The sequence below is a fragment of the Curtobacterium sp. MCLR17_036 genome (assembly GCF_003234445.2).
Lineage (GTDB): Bacteria > Actinomycetota > Actinomycetes > Actinomycetales > Microbacteriaceae > Curtobacterium.
Genome location: NZ_CP126269.1, coordinates 2,187,452 through 2,204,729, shown reverse-complemented (window position 1 = coordinate 2,204,729; position 17,278 = coordinate 2,187,452). Strand labels below are relative to the sequence as shown.

11 protein-coding genes and 1 other RNA gene are annotated in these 17,278 nt (G+C 73.8%); 4 read left to right on the top strand and 8 right to left on the bottom strand.

The window, feature by feature from the left end; genetic code table 11:
- The first annotated feature begins 78 nt into the window (after positions 1-78).
- Positions 79-455, top strand: a transfer-messenger RNA (tmRNA) gene (gene ssrA, locus DEI99_RS10330).
- A 168-nt stretch (positions 456-623) separates the two neighbouring features.
- Positions 624-1,484: a hypothetical protein gene (locus DEI99_RS10325; protein WP_181434489.1), complete on the top strand. Its 861-nt coding sequence runs from the start codon at positions 624-626 to the stop codon at positions 1,482-1,484.
- A gap of 13 nt (positions 1,485-1,497) precedes the next feature.
- Here DEI99_RS10325 and DEI99_RS10320 read toward each other — a convergent pair whose 3' ends face one another.
- Both DEI99_RS10320 and DEI99_RS10315 read right to left on the bottom strand, forming a co-directional pair.
- Positions 1,498-2,802 carry an LLM class flavin-dependent oxidoreductase gene (locus DEI99_RS10320; RefSeq protein ID WP_111042277.1) on the bottom strand — a complete coding sequence of 435 codons (1,305 nt, stop codon included), beginning with the start codon at positions 2,800-2,802 and terminating at the stop codon, positions 1,498-1,500.
- A 2-nt stretch (positions 2,803-2,804) separates the two neighbouring features.
- Complete coding sequence (locus DEI99_RS10315; RefSeq protein WP_258369476.1) at positions 2,805-4,145, bottom strand: O-acetylhomoserine aminocarboxypropyltransferase/cysteine synthase family protein; 1,341 nt, start codon at positions 4,143-4,145, stop codon at positions 2,805-2,807.
- A 138-nt stretch (positions 4,146-4,283) separates the two neighbouring features.
- Here DEI99_RS10315 and DEI99_RS10310 point away from each other — a divergent pair, with 138 nt between their 5' ends.
- Complete coding sequence (locus tag DEI99_RS10310; RefSeq protein WP_111042279.1) at positions 4,284-4,997, top strand: M50 family metallopeptidase; 714 nt, start codon at positions 4,284-4,286, stop codon at positions 4,995-4,997.
- A 136-nt stretch (positions 4,998-5,133) separates the two neighbouring features.
- On the opposite strand, the gene DEI99_RS10305 is transcribed toward DEI99_RS10310, so the two are convergent.
- Both DEI99_RS10305 and DEI99_RS10300 read right to left on the bottom strand, forming a co-directional pair.
- A complete protein-coding gene (locus DEI99_RS10305; protein ID WP_111042282.1) occupies positions 5,134-6,828 on the bottom strand; it encodes an SIS domain-containing protein in 1,695 nt (564 codons plus the stop codon).
- 433 nt (positions 6,829-7,261) lie between these two features.
- On the bottom strand, positions 7,262-9,958 hold the full coding sequence (locus DEI99_RS10300; protein WP_111042284.1) for a helix-turn-helix transcriptional regulator: 2,697 nt from the start codon (positions 9,956-9,958) through the stop codon (positions 7,262-7,264).
- A 461-nt stretch (positions 9,959-10,419) separates the two neighbouring features.
- Here DEI99_RS10300 and DEI99_RS10295 point away from each other — a divergent pair, with 461 nt between their 5' ends.
- Positions 10,420-11,913, top strand: coding sequence for an MFS transporter (locus tag DEI99_RS10295; protein WP_111042286.1), 1,494 nt, complete (start codon positions 10,420-10,422; stop codon positions 11,911-11,913).
- Between the two features lie 193 nt (positions 11,914-12,106).
- On the opposite strand, the gene DEI99_RS10290 is transcribed toward DEI99_RS10295, so the two are convergent.
- The 4 genes from DEI99_RS10290 to aroA form a co-directional block, all read right to left on the bottom strand.
- Positions 12,107-12,889 (bottom strand): inositol monophosphatase family protein, encoded by a 783-nt coding sequence (locus DEI99_RS10290; protein WP_111042288.1) that lies wholly within the window; start codon positions 12,887-12,889, stop codon positions 12,107-12,109.
- A gap of 26 nt (positions 12,890-12,915) precedes the next feature.
- Positions 12,916-14,091 carry a hypothetical protein gene (locus DEI99_RS10285; protein ID WP_146247154.1) on the bottom strand — a complete coding sequence of 392 codons (1,176 nt, stop codon included), beginning with the start codon at positions 14,089-14,091 and terminating at the stop codon, positions 12,916-12,918.
- A 655-nt stretch (positions 14,092-14,746) separates the two neighbouring features.
- Positions 14,747-15,793, bottom strand: a complete 1,047-nt coding sequence (rsgA, locus tag DEI99_RS10280; protein WP_111042309.1) for a ribosome small subunit-dependent GTPase A — start codon at positions 15,791-15,793, stop codon at positions 14,747-14,749.
- Entirely contained in the window at positions 15,790-17,166 is a 1,377-nt protein-coding gene (aroA, locus tag DEI99_RS10275; RefSeq protein WP_111042292.1) for a 3-phosphoshikimate 1-carboxyvinyltransferase, read from the bottom strand. The genes rsgA and aroA overlap by 4 nt, the downstream gene beginning before the upstream one ends.
- Positions 17,167-17,278 lie beyond the last annotated feature (112 nt).

Genomic DNA, 17,278 nt, shown 5'->3' with positions numbered 1-17,278 from the left:
GACTAGACTGGGGGACTGCTCCTCCGGGGGCATCGGCAACTCAACAGCGTGACAGCGGCTCGCACGTCCGGCCCGCATGGGGATGATCGGTTTCGACATTGCCTGTGTGCCGACGGGAAGCGGGCCGAGGACCCACGGTCATCTCGTGAACGATCCGTGGAAAACAACAAGTGCCAATTCCAAGCGCACTGACTTCGCTCTCGCTGCGTAAGCAGCCCAGCACATGAAGTCCGTCGGCCAGGTGACCGTCCCCTAACCTGATCCCGGCGTCATCCAGAGGACTTGCTGCACGGTTGCGCCTCAGGGCCGTGCGGGACTTGCACTGAGACTGGGCCCGTCGTCCTAGAAGCCGGTAGCAAAGGACGGGGCCGAGCAGAACGAATCATCCGGATACGCCCGTAGAAGACGTCGAATTGCAGCGATGGACGGGGGTTCGATTCCCCCCATCTCCACCATTCGCCGGCCGTCGAGCCGCTGTCACGCCGAGTCTCCACGACGAACGCCCCGCCACCGTCCTCCCCGGACGGTCGCGGGGCGTTCGTCGTCCTGCCACCCGGCCGGACTACGCTCCGGGGTCGGATGCGGGACCCCGCCCGCGCCGAACCCGAACGAGAGGCCAGCACGTGGTGCAGGAGATCGCGATCCGAGTCCGACTGCAGGAACAGGAGCGGGTGGGACTCGCCGAGTACGAGCGGATCGTCGGGTCGGTCGCCACCGTGGCTGCCCTGACCGCCTGGCTGCCGACGCCCGACGCCCGCCTGGTCGTCCGCGGGCGCGGTGCCGAGCCGGTCCGGCTCGAGACGGTGTCGTACGGATCGACGTTCGAGATGCTCGTCGTGCTCGACCAACGCAGTGCCGCGGTGGAGCGTGCCGCCGCAGCGGTCGCCTCGCTCGTCGCTGCGGTGCGCGACGAACCGGTCGCCGACGACGCCGCCGGTGTCGCGGGGGAGCTCGACCGCCTGGACCGTGCCGCACCCCGGGGCCGCTCGGTGCCGGAGCGGACACTCCGCGCCTTCCTCGAGGGGGCGCGCGCGGACGTGCTCGCCCGGAAGAGCACGACGCGCCTGCGGGCGGCGTCGGCGCTGGTCCGGCTCGCCGAGGACGGAGCCGAGGTGACGGTCGAGCGGGTGGAGGACGCCCTGGCGACCGAGCTCACCGAGGAACCCGTCGACGCGCTCGAGGACACCGGCTCGGTGGTCGTGGTGGAGCCGACCGCAGCCGAGCAGCCCGTGGTCCCGGCGATGGACGAGCAGCAGTCCACCGACGAGCAGGAGCAGTCCGAGCAGCAGGAGTCGGGTAAGGACAAGAAGCCCGGCGGGAAGAAGTCGGACAAGCCCGACAAGAAGAAGTCCGACAAGAAGAAGTCCGACAAGAAGAAGTCGGACAAGAAGAAGTCGGACAAGAAGAAGTCCGACAAGAAGAAGTCGGACAAGAAGAAGTCCGACAAGAAGAAGTCCGACAAGAAGAAGTCGAAGCAGCGCTAGCCGCCCCGCCGCCCTAGAAGTCGAACAGGTTCGCCCGGATCCCTCCGGCGCCGTACTCCCGTCGCAGGAGTCCACGGCGTCGGAGCGCCGGCACCAGGTCCCCGAACATCCGGTGGACCTGCGCCGGGTGCAGGTCGCCGGAGAAGATGATGCCGTCGTTGTCGGCGTCGCTGCCGAGCTCCTCGATGAAGTCCGCGAACTCCTCGGCTGTGCCGACGAAGCCGTCGCGTTCGGACACCCGCCCGAGCCGGGCCTTCCGCGTGAGCAGTTCCCGCAGCGGGGCGTCCGGGGTGTCACCGACCAGGCCACGGACGGTGCCGGCGGAGACGTGGTCGCCGAAGGTGCCGGCCGGGATCGGAGCGTCGAGGTCGAGCGAGAGCAGGTCGGTCTCGGAGTCGCTCGACCAGGCGACCGCAGCGGCCCGCAGGTCGGCGTCCGTCGGGTGCGCGGACGCCTCGACGAGCCGGTCGGCCTCGGCGGACGACGACACGATGACGGGCTTGAGCACGAACAGCACGCGCAGGTCGGACGGGGAGCGGCCGGCCGACGCCGCGGCGTCCGTGACCCGGCTCCGGTACTCGCGGACGGCCGACGCAGACAGCGGAGCGAGCGCGAGCTGCACGTCCGAGTGGGTACCGGCGAACCCGAGGCCTCGGCCGGAGCCACCGGGGGACACCACGACGGGGTCGGTGTCCAGCGGCAGGGCGTTGAGCGGCCCGTCGACCGTGAAGTGGGCGCCCTCGTGGTGGAAGGCGTCGAGCGCATCGCCGTCCGCGAAGGTCCAGTCCGACGCGTCGCCGACGTACCCGGAGCCCCAGGAGTGCCAGAGCCGCCGGACGAGCGTGAGCCACTCCTCGGCCCGGTCGTAGGCCTGGTCGTGCGGGATCGGTGCCAGGCCGACGTGCCGGGCGCTGCCGGTGTCGGTGACGACGTTGATGCCGAGGCGGTCGCCGGACAGGTGCGCGAGCGTCGCGAACTGCCGTGCCGCCAGGTAGGGCGGGGTGATGCCGGCGTTCACGGTCGGGGCGATGCCGATGTGCGACGTCGCGGCGAACAACCACGGCGCGAGCAGCAGCGGGTCGTGCTTCGGGCCGCCGTAGGCCTGCCGAATCCGCAGGTCGAGCGTCGCGGGGTCGCCGAGCGAGACGGCGTCCTCGGCGATGACGAGGTCCATGCCGGCGTGTTCGAGTGTCCGGACCGACTGCTGGTAGAGCTCCGGCTTCGTCCAGTCGTGGCCCCAGTCCCAGTCCGACCGGCCCCACGCCTGCGGTCCGAAGCCGCGCGAGAAGAAGTACCCGAAGTGCTGCAGCGCCGCCACGGTCAGACCGCCCCGGCGACGACGTGCTGCGTGGCGGTGCGCCCCGACGGTCCCCGGACCGCCGCGAAGCCGCGCTCCAGGTCCTCGACCAGGTCCTCGACGTCCTCGATGCCGACGGACAGCCGGACGAGGCCGTCGTGGATGCCCAGGTCGGCACGTTCCTGCGGCGTGCGGCCGGCGTGCGTCGTGGTCGCCGGGTGCAGGATGAGCGAGCGGACGTCGCCGAGGTGGGTCATCCGGCTGAACAGCTGCACCGCGTCGATGAAGGCGTGTGCGGCGGGCTCGCCGCCGGCGAGCGTGAAGGAGAAGACCGACCCGGCTCCCCGGGGCAGGTACCGCTGGGCGAGGTCGTGGAACGGACTGGAGGCCAGGCCTGCGTGGTCGACACCCGTCACGTCCGGTTGCTGGTCCAGGAAGGTCGCGACGGCCAGCGCGTTCGCGCTGTGCCGTTGGACGCGCAGGGACAGGGTCTCGAGGCCCTGGCGGAGCAGGAACGCGTTGAACGGGGACGCGGTCGGCCCCATGCGCGAGGCGACGTCGTCGCGCGTGGCGGTGATCCACGCGCGGGCGCCGTGCCGCTCGACGTAGCTCGCGCCGCCGAGCGACCGCTCCGGGCGGGTCAGGTGGTCGAAGCGACCGGGGGTGGCGGACCAGTCGAACGTGCCGCCGTCGACGACGACCCCGCCGAGGCCCGACCCGTGGCCGGACAGGAACTTCGACGCCGAGTGCACGACGATGTCGGCGCCGTGCTCGATCGGCCGGACCAGGTACGGCGTGGCCAGGGTGTTGTCGACGACGAGGGGCACGCCGGCGCGGTGCGCGGTGCCGGCGACGCCGGCGATGTCGAGGACGTCGTTCTTCGGGTTCGGGATCGACTCGGCGAAGAACGCCTTCGTGGTCGGGCGGACGAGCCGGGCCCACGCGTCGAGGTCGCGCTGGTCGGCGACGAAGTCGACCTCGATGCCGAGTCGGCCGAGGTTCTGCACGAGCAGCCCCCTGGTGCCCTCGTAGATGCTCCGGGCGCTGACGACGTGGTCGCCGGCCTGCAGGAGTCCGAGGAACGTGATCGCCGCGGCCGCTTGACCGCTGCCGACGAGGATCGCCTCGACGCCGCCCTCGAGCAGCGCGATGCGCCGCTCGACGTCGGCGTTCGTCGGGTTGCCGAGGCGCGTGTACGTGTAGCCGTCGTCGGTGCCGGCGAAGCGGTCGCGGGCCTGGGCGGCGTCGTCGAAGAGGAACCCGGAGGACATGTGGATCGCCGGCACGCGGGCGCCGTGGGCGACGTCGGGCACGACGCCGCCGTGCACCTGCTCGGTCGTGAAGCCGCGGTGGTCGTTCGGCACGGGACACCTCCTGGGTCGGGGACGCGGTCAGCCTCGCAGTCCCGGACCGGGTCGTGGTGAACACGACGTCCGGTTACGACGGCGGCCTCCGACGGTCTTCCCAGGCGTGGTGGTGCCCGGGGCTGCGATGCTGGTGCCTTGACCACCGCAGCCCCGCCCCTCGTCTTCGTCGCGCTCGTCGTCGGCGCCGTCCTGCCGTTCGTGCCGCTGGTGGGCCGCGTCGCCCGGATCGCCGCGACCATCGCGCACGAGGTCGGCCACTGCGTCGTCGTCGTGCCCTTCGGCGGGCGCATCCAGCGAATCGACCTGCACCCGGACGGCTCCGGCGAGGCCTGGGTGCAGCTCGGCCGGGTGCCGTCCGGGGTGCGGTGGCTCGTCCGCGTGCTCAACCTGTACGCCGGCTACAGCGCGCCGCTCTGGGCGGGGGTGCTGCTCGTCACCGGGGTGCTGCACGGGTCGCGGTGGCTGCCGGTGGTGGTGCTCGGGGTGATCGGACTCGTCGCGCTCGTCTTCGTCCGGAACTGGTTCGGGGTCCTCGTCGTCGTCGGTTTCGACGCACTGGCGCTGTGGGTGGCGCTCCGGCCGTCGGAGACCACGGTGCTCGTGGTGGCCGCCGTCGGCGCGTTCTTCGTGGTCGACGGGCTGCGGTCGGTCGTGCGGGTCGCCGGGTGGCTGCTGACGGGCGCCCGGGTGCAGACGGACTTCCACATCGCCGCCGCCGAGATGCGGGTGCCGGCCGGGCTATGGTTCCTGCTGTTCGTGCTCGTGAACGCCGGAGCGGTGTGGCTCGCGCGCGGGCCGTTGCTCGCGGTGTGGGACACCGTCGTCAGCGGCGTCCGCGCGCTGACCTGAACGCGCACTGATCTGAACGCGCACTGACCTGATCGAGCGCCGCACTGACCGAGCGCCGCACTGACCGAGCGCCGACCTGGACCGAGCGCCGACCAGACCGGTCACGCGGCGGACCGGCGACTGGCGACCGGCGCGGCTACTCCGCGCTGACCGCGGCGGTCGAGCGGAGCTGCTTGTCGACGGCGCAGCCGAGTCGCAGGGCCAGGCCCCTGGCGAGCATCTGCAGGGGCACGACGGCCTCCACCGGTCCCCACGCGGCGGAGCCGACGCCCCGGGGGCCGAGGGCGGGCACGTCCGAACCCGCCCCGCCGATGGTCACCACGAAGCCCCCGCGCGCCCGGACCGCGGCCACCGCGGCCAGGGTGTCGGGCTCGCCCTGGTCGATGACGACCACCGGTGTGCCCTCGTCGACCAGGGCGAGCGCCCCGTGCTGGAGTTCGCCGACGGGGTGGGCCTCGGCCCACCGCGAGCTCAGCTCGGTGAGCTTCAGCGCGCCCTCGGCGGCGTACGGCAGTGCCGCGCCGCGGGCGGTCACGAGGAACCCGCCCGCCCGTGCCACGCTCGCGACGAGCAGCGGCATCCGGTCGGCGGACACCTGTTCGGCGTGGACGAGCCGGGCGGGCAGGTCGGCGAGCTCGTCGACCAGCAGCCGCGCACGTGCCGGTTCGATGCGGCCGGAGGCGACCATCGCCGCGACCATCGCCGTGATGCCGACCACGACCTGCGCCGTGAACGTCTTCGTCGGCGCGATGCCGACCTCGGCTCCGGCCCGGGTGTCGAGCACGGCGTCCGCCCGGTTCGCCAGGGACGAGTCGGGGGTGCTCGTCAGGGCGAGCACCGGGTACCGGTCGTCGAGGACGTCGAGCGCGCGGAGCACGCCAGCGGTCTCCCCGGACCGGCTCACCGCGAGGACGAGCGTGCTCGGCCCGAGCACGGCCTGGTCGGCCTCGCTGGCGACGACGACGTCCGTGGGGACGCCGCCGATGCCGCGCACCGCCGCGGCGATCGCCTCGCCGGCGTGCCGGGAGCTGCCGCACGCGACGACGGCCAGGCGGTGGAAGCCGGGCAGCCCGAGGCGCACCCACGCGCTGCCGTCGGCCGTGTGCGGTGCGACGCGCCGCAGGATCGACGCGACGACCGCGGGCTGCTCCGCGATCTCCTTCGCCATGTGGTCCGGGTGGTCGCCGCGGCCGGGCGTCGTCGCCGCGAAGGGTGTGGGGGTCGGGAACGGCACCGGGACGGCGACCCCGCCGGACGACCAGTCCCAGGCGTCGCCGAGCTCGACGACGTCGCCGTCGCGCAGCGCCACGAACGTCTCGCACCACGGGGCGATCGCCGCGACGTCGCTCGCCACGAAGTCGCCGAGCAGCGACCGAGCCGCCACGAGCGGGGAGCCGTCGGCGGCGACGACCATCCGTCCGTCCCGTGCGTCGAGCACGGCGACCGCCCACGACCCCTCGAGCTGTGCGGTCGCGACCTGCACGGCGAGCATCAGGTCGGGATCGACCGCGAGTGCCCGACCCACCAGGTGCGCGACGACCTCGCCGTCGTCCGCGGTCCGGAACCGGTGCCCCTGGGCGGTGAGCGTCCGGCGCAACCGTCCGGCGTTCGCGACCACGCCGTCGTGCGCCACGCTGATCCGGTCGGAGCAGCCGCCGTGCGGGCGTGCGGAGCCCACCCCGGCGACCGAGCGGGTCGCCCCCGTGCCGCCCCGGACGGTCCGGACGGCGGTGGCGGCGGAGACGCCGGCGGGGTGTCCGAGCCGGGCGAGCCCGTCGAGCAGGTACGGGGTGGCGTCGTCGGTGACGCGGACCGCGATGATGCCGCACATCTGCTGTCCCTTCGGTGGGGAGCGTGGGGTGGTGGACCAGGAGCGGGGCGGCACCGACCGCCGTCGGGTCTGCCGCGGGTCCGGGACCGCCCGTCCGGCGGTCACCGCCCGGGGATCAGGGTCGGACGGGTCGTCGGGTCGAGCGGTTCGGGTACCGGACTCGGGTACGCGGTCGGGCCCCACGAGGGGGCACGGCGGTCGGTGCAGGAGCAGCATCGCCGCGCGCCGCGACGGCGGCAACGGCCGCGCGCGCCTCTTGCGGTTCACCGCGCCCGGCGTGCGACGGGCCGCGGGCCCGTGCGGGGTCCCGCAACGCGACCGGTCCCGCGGGATGGCCGGGGGTCGCGGAGACGGGTCGTGACGGACGGGAGGCCCGGTACCAGCTGGCACCGGGCCTCCCGTCCGTCCGTCGGTCGCCCGGGGCGACCCGTGGTCACCCCAGCAGCGCGACCAGGTGCGAGCGCGAGCGCGCGCCGACCTTGCGGTAGATCTGCGTGAGCCGCAGCTCCACCGTCCGCTGCGACATGAACAGCGACGAAGCGATCTCGCGGTTGCGGTAGCCCTCGGTGACCTTCTGCACGACGGCGCGCTCCTCGGCGGTGAGCGACGTCAGCACGGCCGACGCGTCCGGAGCGCTCCGCGGCGTGCCAGGGGACGTCGGCGCGGACGCGAAGCCGGACCGCAGCGACGACACCGGACCGGACTGGGGGAGCACCATCGTCGGCGAGGGCGTCACGAGCGGACGTCGCAACCCGGCGGCCTCGTACGCCGCCGCCGCTGCCGCGCCCAGCCGAGGACGCTCGGCGGGGCTGCCGACCGCGGCGAGCGCCGCGAACGTCCGGGCACGCTCGAACTGCGAGTCGTGCGGCTGGAACAGCTCGAGCGCGCGGCGCCTGGCGGTCTCCCGCGTGGCGTCGTCGGCGACGAGCGCCAGGCTCCGTGCGAGCACCAGTGCGCCCCACCGACCCGGGCGGGCGTGGTGGTCCGCCGCGAGCCGCGCGGTCACCGCACGGGCGTCGTCGAGGCGCCCGAGCCGCGCGTAGGCCTCGACGAGGTCCCCGAGGTGGCGCAGCAGCGCCGGGTTCCGCAGCGGGCGTCCGATCGCGTCGGCCGCCTCGAGGGCGGTCACGGCCTCGTCGAGCCGGCCGTCGAGCAGCAGGATCCGCCCGCGGAGCGCGTGCAGCTTCGCCGTCGCCCCCCACAGCCGGCTCGTCGTGCGGTGTCCGAGGCAGCGCGCCAGGACGTCGAGGGCGTCGGTCGACCGGCCCTCGGCGAAGTGCCGCCACGCGATCGCGATCGCCCGCGACGGCTCGCGCAGTCGCTCGACCACCGGCGACCCGGCCTCCCACACGTCGATCGCGCGGAGTGCCTGGCGGAAGTTCCCGGAGCGGAGCTCGTTCTCGGCCGACAGGTACCGTGCGGCCTCGGTCCAGACCGGGGCCACCTCCTGCCCCCGTGACAGCACGAGTGCGAACACCCGTCGGGCGCTGCGGTACCGCTCGCCGATGCTCAGCGCGTGGGCGAGCAGCAGCAGGGCCGGTTCGGACATGGCCAGGAGCTCGGACGTCGCGAGCCCGTCGTGCAGCTCGACGTCCGGCGGCAGGACACCGTCCACCGCGGCGATGAACTCGCGCACCGAGGTGGTGACCTCGAGCGTGTGCGCGGACGCCGCGGGGGCGAGCGCGTCGGACCGGGCCAGCAGGTCCTTCGCCTGGTCGAGCTCCCACGCCTCGGCACGGAACGACGCGACCATCGTCAGCAGCCCGGCGATCCCGCCGACCTCGTCCCGGTCACCGCCGCTCACCGGGAACAGGAGCTCGTCGGCGTGCACGGCGTCGCCGCTGAGGTACTGCACGGAGTACTGCAGACGGAGCCGTCGGGTCTCGTGCGCCGTCGTGCGGAACGGCCGGATCGCCGCGAGGTACCGCGCCGCGGAGCCGAGCAGCCGGTTGGCGAGCAGGACCTCGGCGACACCGAGCAGCGCCACCTGTTCGGGCTCGCCGCCGTCCCCGACGTGCAGGGCGCGCTCGGTGAGGGTGATCGCTGCGTGCAGGTTGCCGTCCACCACGTAGGAGCGTGCGGCACCGAGCAGGGCGACGACGTCGGGGACGCCGTCGACGAAGCTCCGGTGCCACGCGGCGGCGCGCGGGTCCACCTCGGTGCTCGCCGTGGCGAGCGCGGTGTGCGCGGAGCGGCGGTCGCGCGCCGGCATGCGCCAGTACAGCGCGGACCGCACGAGCGGGTTCCGCACCGTGACGCTCTGGCCACGGACGGTCACGAGTCCGGCGCCGACCAGGTCGTCGAGCTCGTCGCGGTCCCACGCCGAGGTCTTCGCGACCGGCACCAGGGACAGCTTCGCGAGGACGTCCAGGTCGCGTCCGTCGGCCGACCCGAGCGCGCGGGCCGCGACGGCGAGCGTCGTCGGCGTGGGACGGAGCGGCAGCACGACGGGCTCGACGCCCGTGAGCTGGTCGTGGGTGAGCGCCGCGAGCTGTTCGCGGAGCGCGCCGGGGTTGCCACCGGTCTCGTCCGCGATGACGGCGAGCACGCCGTCGTTCGCGTCCGTGGGGGCCATCGCCCGGGCGAGGGCGAGGGCTTCGTCCGCGGCGAGCGGCTCGACGCGGAGCACCGGCAGGGCCGCGAGCGGACCGTCCGAGGGCACCGAGCGGACCGTGGCCACGACCCGCAGGGCGGTGCCTGCGAGCCGGCCGGCCAGGAAGGCGATGAGCTCCTGGCTCTCGGCGTCCATGCGGTCGAGGTCGTCGATGAGCACGAGCGTCGGGGGCAGGGTGAGGGCGTGCACGGCGTCGAGGAAGTGGTGCGCCGCCGCCAGGCCGGGGGCAGGGGCAGCCGGCACGCCGTCCACCTGCAGCAGGTGGGCGATGTGTGCGGTGGCGCGGGGGTCGTCGAGTGCCGTGAACAGGGAGGTCACCCCGGCCAGCGGCCAACGGGACTCACTCCCGTTGACGCCGACCCGGACGACCGGCAGGGAGACGCGGTTCGCGACCGCGTCGAGGACGCTGCTGCGTCCGGAACCAGGATCGCCGACCACGACCATCGCGGACTCCCGGGGGAGTACGGCGAGGGTCGCGATCCGGTCGACCTCGAGGCGTCGACCGGTGAGTGCCATGACTCACCGGCCTCCGGGTCCGGAGGCGGAGACGACGCGGGGGATGCCCGGCGACGCGGCGACCGGGGAGGTCGCGGAGACGGTGCGCGGGCGGGAACTGTCGTGGATCGGATGCGGTCGTCGAGTGAGGGTGCACTCGGTTCCGCGTGGGAACGATGATGTCATCGTCTGTATCACCCCTCGGGTTAGGGTCTTCCGGACGAATCGACGGGTCCGGGTCGGCCGAGGATCTAGGGAATCCCCGGGCTTCGTCGAACACGCCGTCGGATGCACGATAACCCAGGTCCCGCCCGTCCGAGCCATCCGCCAGGACACCCGTCCCCCTGGCGTGCCCCCAGTCCGGGGGGTCTGTGTGCGGGGCGTCGCGGGTGGCCGTCGGGCTGTTCGCTCGGGCGTGTCGCGATGTGGGGTACAGACCTGTCCGGTCCCCGTCACGACCACCGGGGTGTACCACGGACGTGATGTCCACCGCTGACCAGACCGACGCCCACCTCGACGACCGGACGAAGTGGCGTGCCTTCGCCGTCTGCGTCGCTGTCGCCGCCCTGACGATCCTCGACCTGTCCAAGGTCAACGTCGGCCTGCCGTCGATCGAGCAGTCCCTCGGGGCGTCGAGTTCGTCGCTGCAGCTCATCGTGGCGGGGTACGCGCTCGCCTTCGGGCTCGCCCTCGTGCCGGCCGGTCGGCTCGGCGACCTGAAGAGCCGGCGCCTGCTCTTCATCGTCGGACTCGTCGCGTTCACCGGATCGAGCCTGCTGTGCGCGATCGCCCCGACGATCCAGGTCCTCATCGTCACGCGCATCCTGCAGGGCTTCGCCGCGGGCACCCAGATGCCCCAGGTGATCGGCCTGGTGCAGCAGCTCTTCCGGGGCCCCGAGCGCGGCCGGGCGTTCGGGCTGTTCGGCGCGATGATCGGCATCTCGACCGCCCTCGGCCCCACCATCGGCGGCGGCCTCATCGCCATCGGCGGCGAGGCGTCCGGCTGGCGGCTGCTCTTCTGGATGAACGTGCCGCTCGGCATCGCCGCCCTCGTCTTCGCGATCCGGCTGCTGCCGAAGGGCGCGCAGGGGCAGGCGCGCGACCGCGAACTCGACATCGTCGGCATCCTGCTGCTCGGTGCCGCGATCATCACGCTCATGCTGCCGTTCGTGCTCACCACCGGGTCGGGCGACTCGGGCGTGCGCTGGTTCTGGCTCGTCGGCTTCGCGGTGTTCCTCGGCCTGTTCCTGCTCTGGGAGCGTCGCTACCGGCAGCGGGGGAAGTCGCCCGTCGTCCACTTCGAGCTGTTCCGACTGTCCTCGTACCGCAACGGGCTGTCGATCGTGGCGGTGTACTTCGCGGCGATCCCGGCGTCGTTCCTCATGGTGACGCTGTTCCTGCAGGAGGGGCTCGGACTCTCGCCGCTGTTCGCCGGCATGGTGAGCATCCCCTTCGCCGCGACGAGCGCCGTCGGCTCGTACGTCGGCGGCCGCATCGTCGACCGCGTCGGCCGGGCGCTCGTCGTGTTCGGCTTGTCGGTGGTCGTCATCGGGTTCGTGCTGCTCATGCTCGCGGCGACGCTCACCCCGCCGTCGGTCACGCCCTGGGCGATGGCCGGCGCCTTCCTGGTCGGCGGCCTCGGCGGCGGCTTCGTCGTGTCGCCGAACCAGACCCTGACCCTCGCCGAGATCCCGGTCGAACAGTCCGGGGTCGCCGGGTCGATGCAACAGCTCGGGCAGCGCGTCGGCACCGCCATCGGCACCGCGGTCGCGACGAGCGTGTTCTACGGCATCGTCCGCGGAGCCGCGTCGGGCTCCGGCTCCGGCTCCGGCGGACGGCTCGACGCGTACCACGACGCGTTCCGGAGCGGGACGACGTTCACGGTGTCCTTGATGGGGCTCGCCCTCGTGCTCGCGGTGGCGGACCTGGTGGTCCGGCGGCGTGCGGCTCGGCGTTCGGAGGCGGCGGCCGCCTGACGGCGCTGCGCCGTCCGCCTGGCGGCGCTGCGCCGTCCGGCGGGCGGACTGCTCGCCGTGGGGCTCCTGCGCGCCGTGCGTGGTGCCGGCGGCTGCGTCGGGGTGCCGGTGGGTGCTCCGGGGTGTTGGTCGGTCCGGCGTGGTGCGTGCGTTGCCGCTGCGTGTCGTGCGTCGGGCAGCGTCCGCTCGTCGGTCAGCGGCGGATGAGCTCGACGACCGCGTCGTGCACCAGGCCGTTCGTCGCGAGCGCGCTGCCGTGCCACGGCCCGGGGTCGCCGTCGAGCGACGTGAACCGGCCGCCGGCCTCTTCGACGATGGGCACGAGCGCCGCCATGTCCCACGGCTTGAGGTCGGGCTCGCCCGCGATGTCGAGCACCCCCTCGGCGACGAGCATGTACGACCACATGTCCCCGTACGCCCGGGTCCGCCACACCCGTCGGGACAGCGCGACCAGGGTGTCGAGGCGGTCGTCGTCGTCCCACTGCTGGATGCTGTTGTAGCTCAGGCTGGCGTCGGCCAGCTCGGCGACGCCGGACACCCGCAGCACGCCGTCGAACGAGTGCGCGCCGAGCCCCTCGGCGGCCCACCAGCGCTTGCCGAGCGCCGGGGCGCTCACGACGCCGAGGACCGGGCGGCCGTCGACCGCGAGCGCGATGAGCGTCGCCCACACCGGCACCCCGCGCAGGTAGTTCGCGGTGCCGTCGATCGGGTCGACCACCCACTGGCGGTGTCCCTCGCTCGTCGCCTCGGCCCCGGTGTCGGCGGTGGTCTCCTCGCCGAGGAACGCGTCGTCCGGTCGCTCGGCCGCGATGCGCTCGCGCAACGCGCGCTCGACGGCCTGGTCGGCGTCCGTGACGTGCGTGCTGTCGGCCTTCCTCGACACGTGCAGGTCCGCTGCGCGGAACCGCTCGAGGGCGATGCCGTCGGCGGTGTCGGCGAGGGAACGGGCGAAGTCCAGGTCGGCGCGGAGGTCCACGGGTCGAGCGTAGCGGGCGCGACCGCTCAGGCGGCGACGACCTCTTCCTCCTCGAGCCGGCTGACCTCGCGTTCCCGGGCGATCCGGGCCCGGCGGGCCACGAGGCCGTGCACGAGGACGCAGAGCAGGACGGCAGCGGCCAACCACAGCCCGAGCACCAGCCCGCTCCGGCCGAGCGACGCCCCCGGGAAGTACTGCAGGTCCTGCGCAGCACGGAGCCACGCGGCACCGCTCCAGAAGGTGTTGAGGGCCGCGAAGAACCCGGGCTGGAACGCCGGCTGGAAGATCCCACCCGACGACGTGAAGTTGAGCATCACGAACAGCATCGTCAGCACCGGCGTCGTCCACCGGCCGAGCAGCGGGTGCAGGCCGACCCCGAGCGCCACGATGACCGCGTCGTACAGCCAGGCGAACAGGAACACCTGCCACTGGTGCGTCGTGAGCACCCCGTAGACCGGCCCCGCGACGACGACACCGATGCCCGCGACGACGCCCGAGGTGGCGAGGCCGATGACCACGGTCCAGAGCGGACGCAGCCGCGTGGCGAAGGCAGCCACCGCGATCGCCGAGGCGTAGCCGCCGACGCTCAGGGCGACGAGCAGGAAGAACAGGCCCTGACCGGTGGTGTCCTGCTCGCCGGTCGGCACGACGTCGACGACGCGGAACGGCACGTGCTGCTCGAACGCGATCGGCAGGAACACCTTCTGGGCGGCGCTCGCGGTCGTCTCCGACGCGGCGGTCGACACGTACAGCGTGGCCGCGGTCGTCGTCGGGGCGTAGACCGCCGCGAGCTCGCGGTCCCGCACGAGCCGCTCCGCCTCGCCGGTGCTCCCGACGACGTGGGCGACGAGGGCGCCGTCGGACCCGTCGGTCACGGTCTGCGCGAACACCTGCGTCGCCGCGCCCTGCCCGACGACGCCGACGGGGAGCTCGTGCGGGGTCGGGGCGTGGAACGCGCCGAGGTAGGCCAGCCCCATGCCGGCCGCCAGGAACAGCGGCACGAGGATGTGCGACCCGAACGTCAGCAGCATCCGCCCGAGGCCCGCGGGGCGCAGCACGTCGTTCGGGCGCTGCGGCCTCGGGGCGCGGGAGGACTTGTGGGTGGGGGTGTGGTGCGTGTGCGACGTCGTCGTCGGACCGGTGGAGGACGGGGCGTCGACAGCGGGGGTCGGCGCAAAGTTGTACTTTGCAACTTCAGACACGAGGGCCAACTGTACACCGCGGGGTCCGGGGTGCGGCCCCGTGCGCCGGTCCTGTCCCGTCCGGTGAGATCGCACATGCGCCCGGTACCGCTCGTGCTCAGCGGCCAGAAGTGCGATCTCAGCGACGGCGGACGGCGGACGGCGGACGTCGGCCGAGGTAGCACGACCCGCCGCGGGTCGGGCGCCGAGGTCGCGCAGAGTGCCGGCCGTCGGGGCCGAGGGGAGCACATTTCGCGACCCCGACCCGCCAGCGCCTCGAGGCCCGGCACCGGCCGTCCCGAGCCCGAGCCCGAGCCCGAGCCCGGCGGCCGCGCCCGAGGTCGCACGACCCGCCGCAGGTCGAGCGCCGAGGTCGCTCGGAGTGCCGGCTGCCGGCGCCGAGCGCGGCACATTTCGCGACCTCGCGCCCGCGCACGCCAGCCGACCCGACCCGCACCCTGGCCGCTTACACGGCGCCCGAGGTCGCACGACCCGCCGCCAGTTGCGCGCCGAGGTCGCACGCAGTGCCGGCTGCCGGGGCCAAGGAGCGCACATTTCGCGACCTCGCGACCACGACCCTCGGCGCCCAGCGACCCTCGGCGCCCAGCGACCTCGGCGCCCGTGACCTCGGCGCCCGTGACCTCGGCGCCCCCAGCGGCGACCCCGCCCCGGCGCCCTACTCCGACCCGGGGTCGGCGGCGCCCATGCCGGTCAGCAGCGCGCGGAACGAGTCGAGCCGCTCGACGCCGGTCGGGCCGAGCTCCCCGTCCTGCACCCGGTCGACGATCTCCCAGTCGTGCGCCTGCGCCAGCGGGATGCCGTCGCGTGCGGGCAGCACCGGGACGGCGTGCGACGCGAACGCGCGGAAGACGTTGGCAGGGTCGACGTGGCCGAGGCCGAACGACCGTACCCCCGGGGTGTCGATGATCCAGCCGCCGTCGCGCACCTGCAGGGCGATCGACGACGACGAGGTGTGGCGGCCGCGGCCGGTCACCGCGTTCACGACGCCGGTCGCCCGCGTGGACCCGGTGATCGCGTTGACGAGGGTCGACTTGCCCACGCCGGAGTGCCCGACGGTGACGGTGACCTTGTCGTCGAGGACCTCGTGCAGGGCGTCGAACGGCACGTCGTCGGACCGGCTCGTCACGATCCGCAGGGAGAGGCACGCGAAGTGCGCCAGGAACGCGGTCGGGTCGGCGAGGTCCGTCTTCGTGATGCAGAGGACGGGGTCGAGCCCGGCGTCGAACGCCGCGACGAGGTACCGGTCGATGAGCCGGGTGCGCGGCTCGGGGTCGGCGGCGGCCACCACGATGAGCATCTGGTCGGCGTTCGCCACGATGACGCGCTCGACCTCGTCGGAGTCGTCGGCGCTCCGGCGCAGCAGGGTCGTGCGCTCCGCGACCTTCACGATCCGCGCCAGCGAGCCCGGATCGCCGGAGACGTCGCCGACCAGGGAGACGCGGTCGCCGGTGACGACGGACTTCTTGCCGAGCTCGCGGGCCTTCGTGGCGGTGATGACGCGGTCGTCGACCAGGACGCCGAACCGCCCGCGGTCGACGTTCGTCACCCACCCGACGGGGGCGTCGTCGTACGTCGGCCGGGTCTTCGTGCGGGGCCGGTTGCCCTTCGGGTTCGGGCGCACCCGGACGCTCGACTCGTCGTACTGCCCGTACGGCTCGTCCGCTTCGGAGTCGTCGCCGTCGACGTCGTCCCACCAGCTCACGGTCGGTCCCCGTCCGTCGCGGGAGCCGACGACGCCACCAACGCCGCCCACAGCTCCGGGAACTGGGGCAGCGTCTTCGCGGTCGACCCGATGTCGTCGACGGCGACGCCGTCGACGACGAGGCCCACGATCGCCCCCGCGGTCGCCATCCGGTGGTCGTCGTACGCGCCCCAGTCGCTGCCGTGGAGCGGCGCCGGCTCGATCCGCAGGCCGTCGTCGAGTTCGTGCACCGTGCCTCCAGACCGGTTGACGTCCGCCGCGAGCGCGGCGAGCCGGTCCGTCTCGTGCCCCCGCAGGTGGCCGATCCCGGTGACCACGCTCGGTCCGTCCGCCAGCGCGGCCAGCGCGACGAGGGCCGGGGCGAGTTCGCCGCCGCGGCTCAGGTCGAGTTCGAGCCCCGGCAAGGAGGCCCCACCCCGGATCCCGACGCCGCCGTCGACGACCAGGTCGTCACCGTCACGGGCCACGCTCGCCCCCCACAGGGGCAGGAGCGTCTCGAGGTCGGCACCGACCTGCGTCGTCTCGGTGGGCCAGGTGCGGATGCGGACGGTGCCGCCCGCGACGAGCGCGGCGGCCGCGAACGGCGCGGCGTTCGACAGGTCGGGTTCGATCGTGACGTCGCGGGCCGCGATCGGCCCGGGGTGCACGACCCACTCGCCGACCGACGGCTCGTCGACGGTGACGCCCCGGGCACGGAGCGCGGCGACGGTCATCTCGATGTGGGGCAGGCTGGGCAGTCGTTCGCCGACGTGGGTGAGGTGCAGGCCCTCGTCGAAGCGCGGCGCGGAGAGCAGCAGCCCGGACACGAACTGCGAGGACGCCGACGCGTCGATCTCGAGCGCCCCGCCGCGGACCGACCCGGTGCCGGTCAAGGTGAACGGCATCGCCCCGTCGCCGTCGTCCGTGACGGCGACGCCGAGGTCGGCGAGCGCGCGGATGATCGCGTGCATCGGACGCTTGCGGGCGTACGGGTCGCCGTCGACCGTGACGGGGCCGACCGCCAGGGCGGCGAGCGGCGGGACGAACCGCATCACGGTGCCGGCGAGGCCGCAGTCCAGGCGGACGTCGCCGTGCATCGGGGCCGGCGTGATCCGCAGGTCGGGTCCGTAGGGGTTCGGGGCCGCGCCGTCGACGGGGGCGACCTCGTCGATGCCGACGCCGAGCTGCCGGAGCGCGGCGATCATGAGGGCCGAGTCGCGCGAGTGCAGGGGGAGTCGGATGACCGACGGGCCGTCGGCGAGGGCGGCGAGCACGAGCTCCCGGTTCGTCAGCGACTTCGACCCGGGCAGCGACACGTCGCCGCGCAGGGGCCCGCGGGCGAGCGGGGCGATCCAGGGCCGTGCCCCGTGCTGGGAATGCGTCGTGTCTGCCATCGGTTCACCAGGGTACTGAACGCACCGGGAGGATCAGTGGCGACAGCAACACTCGTGCGAGCGCGCACCGGCACGGCCACCGTGCTGACCGCCGTGCCGACGACGCTCGGCC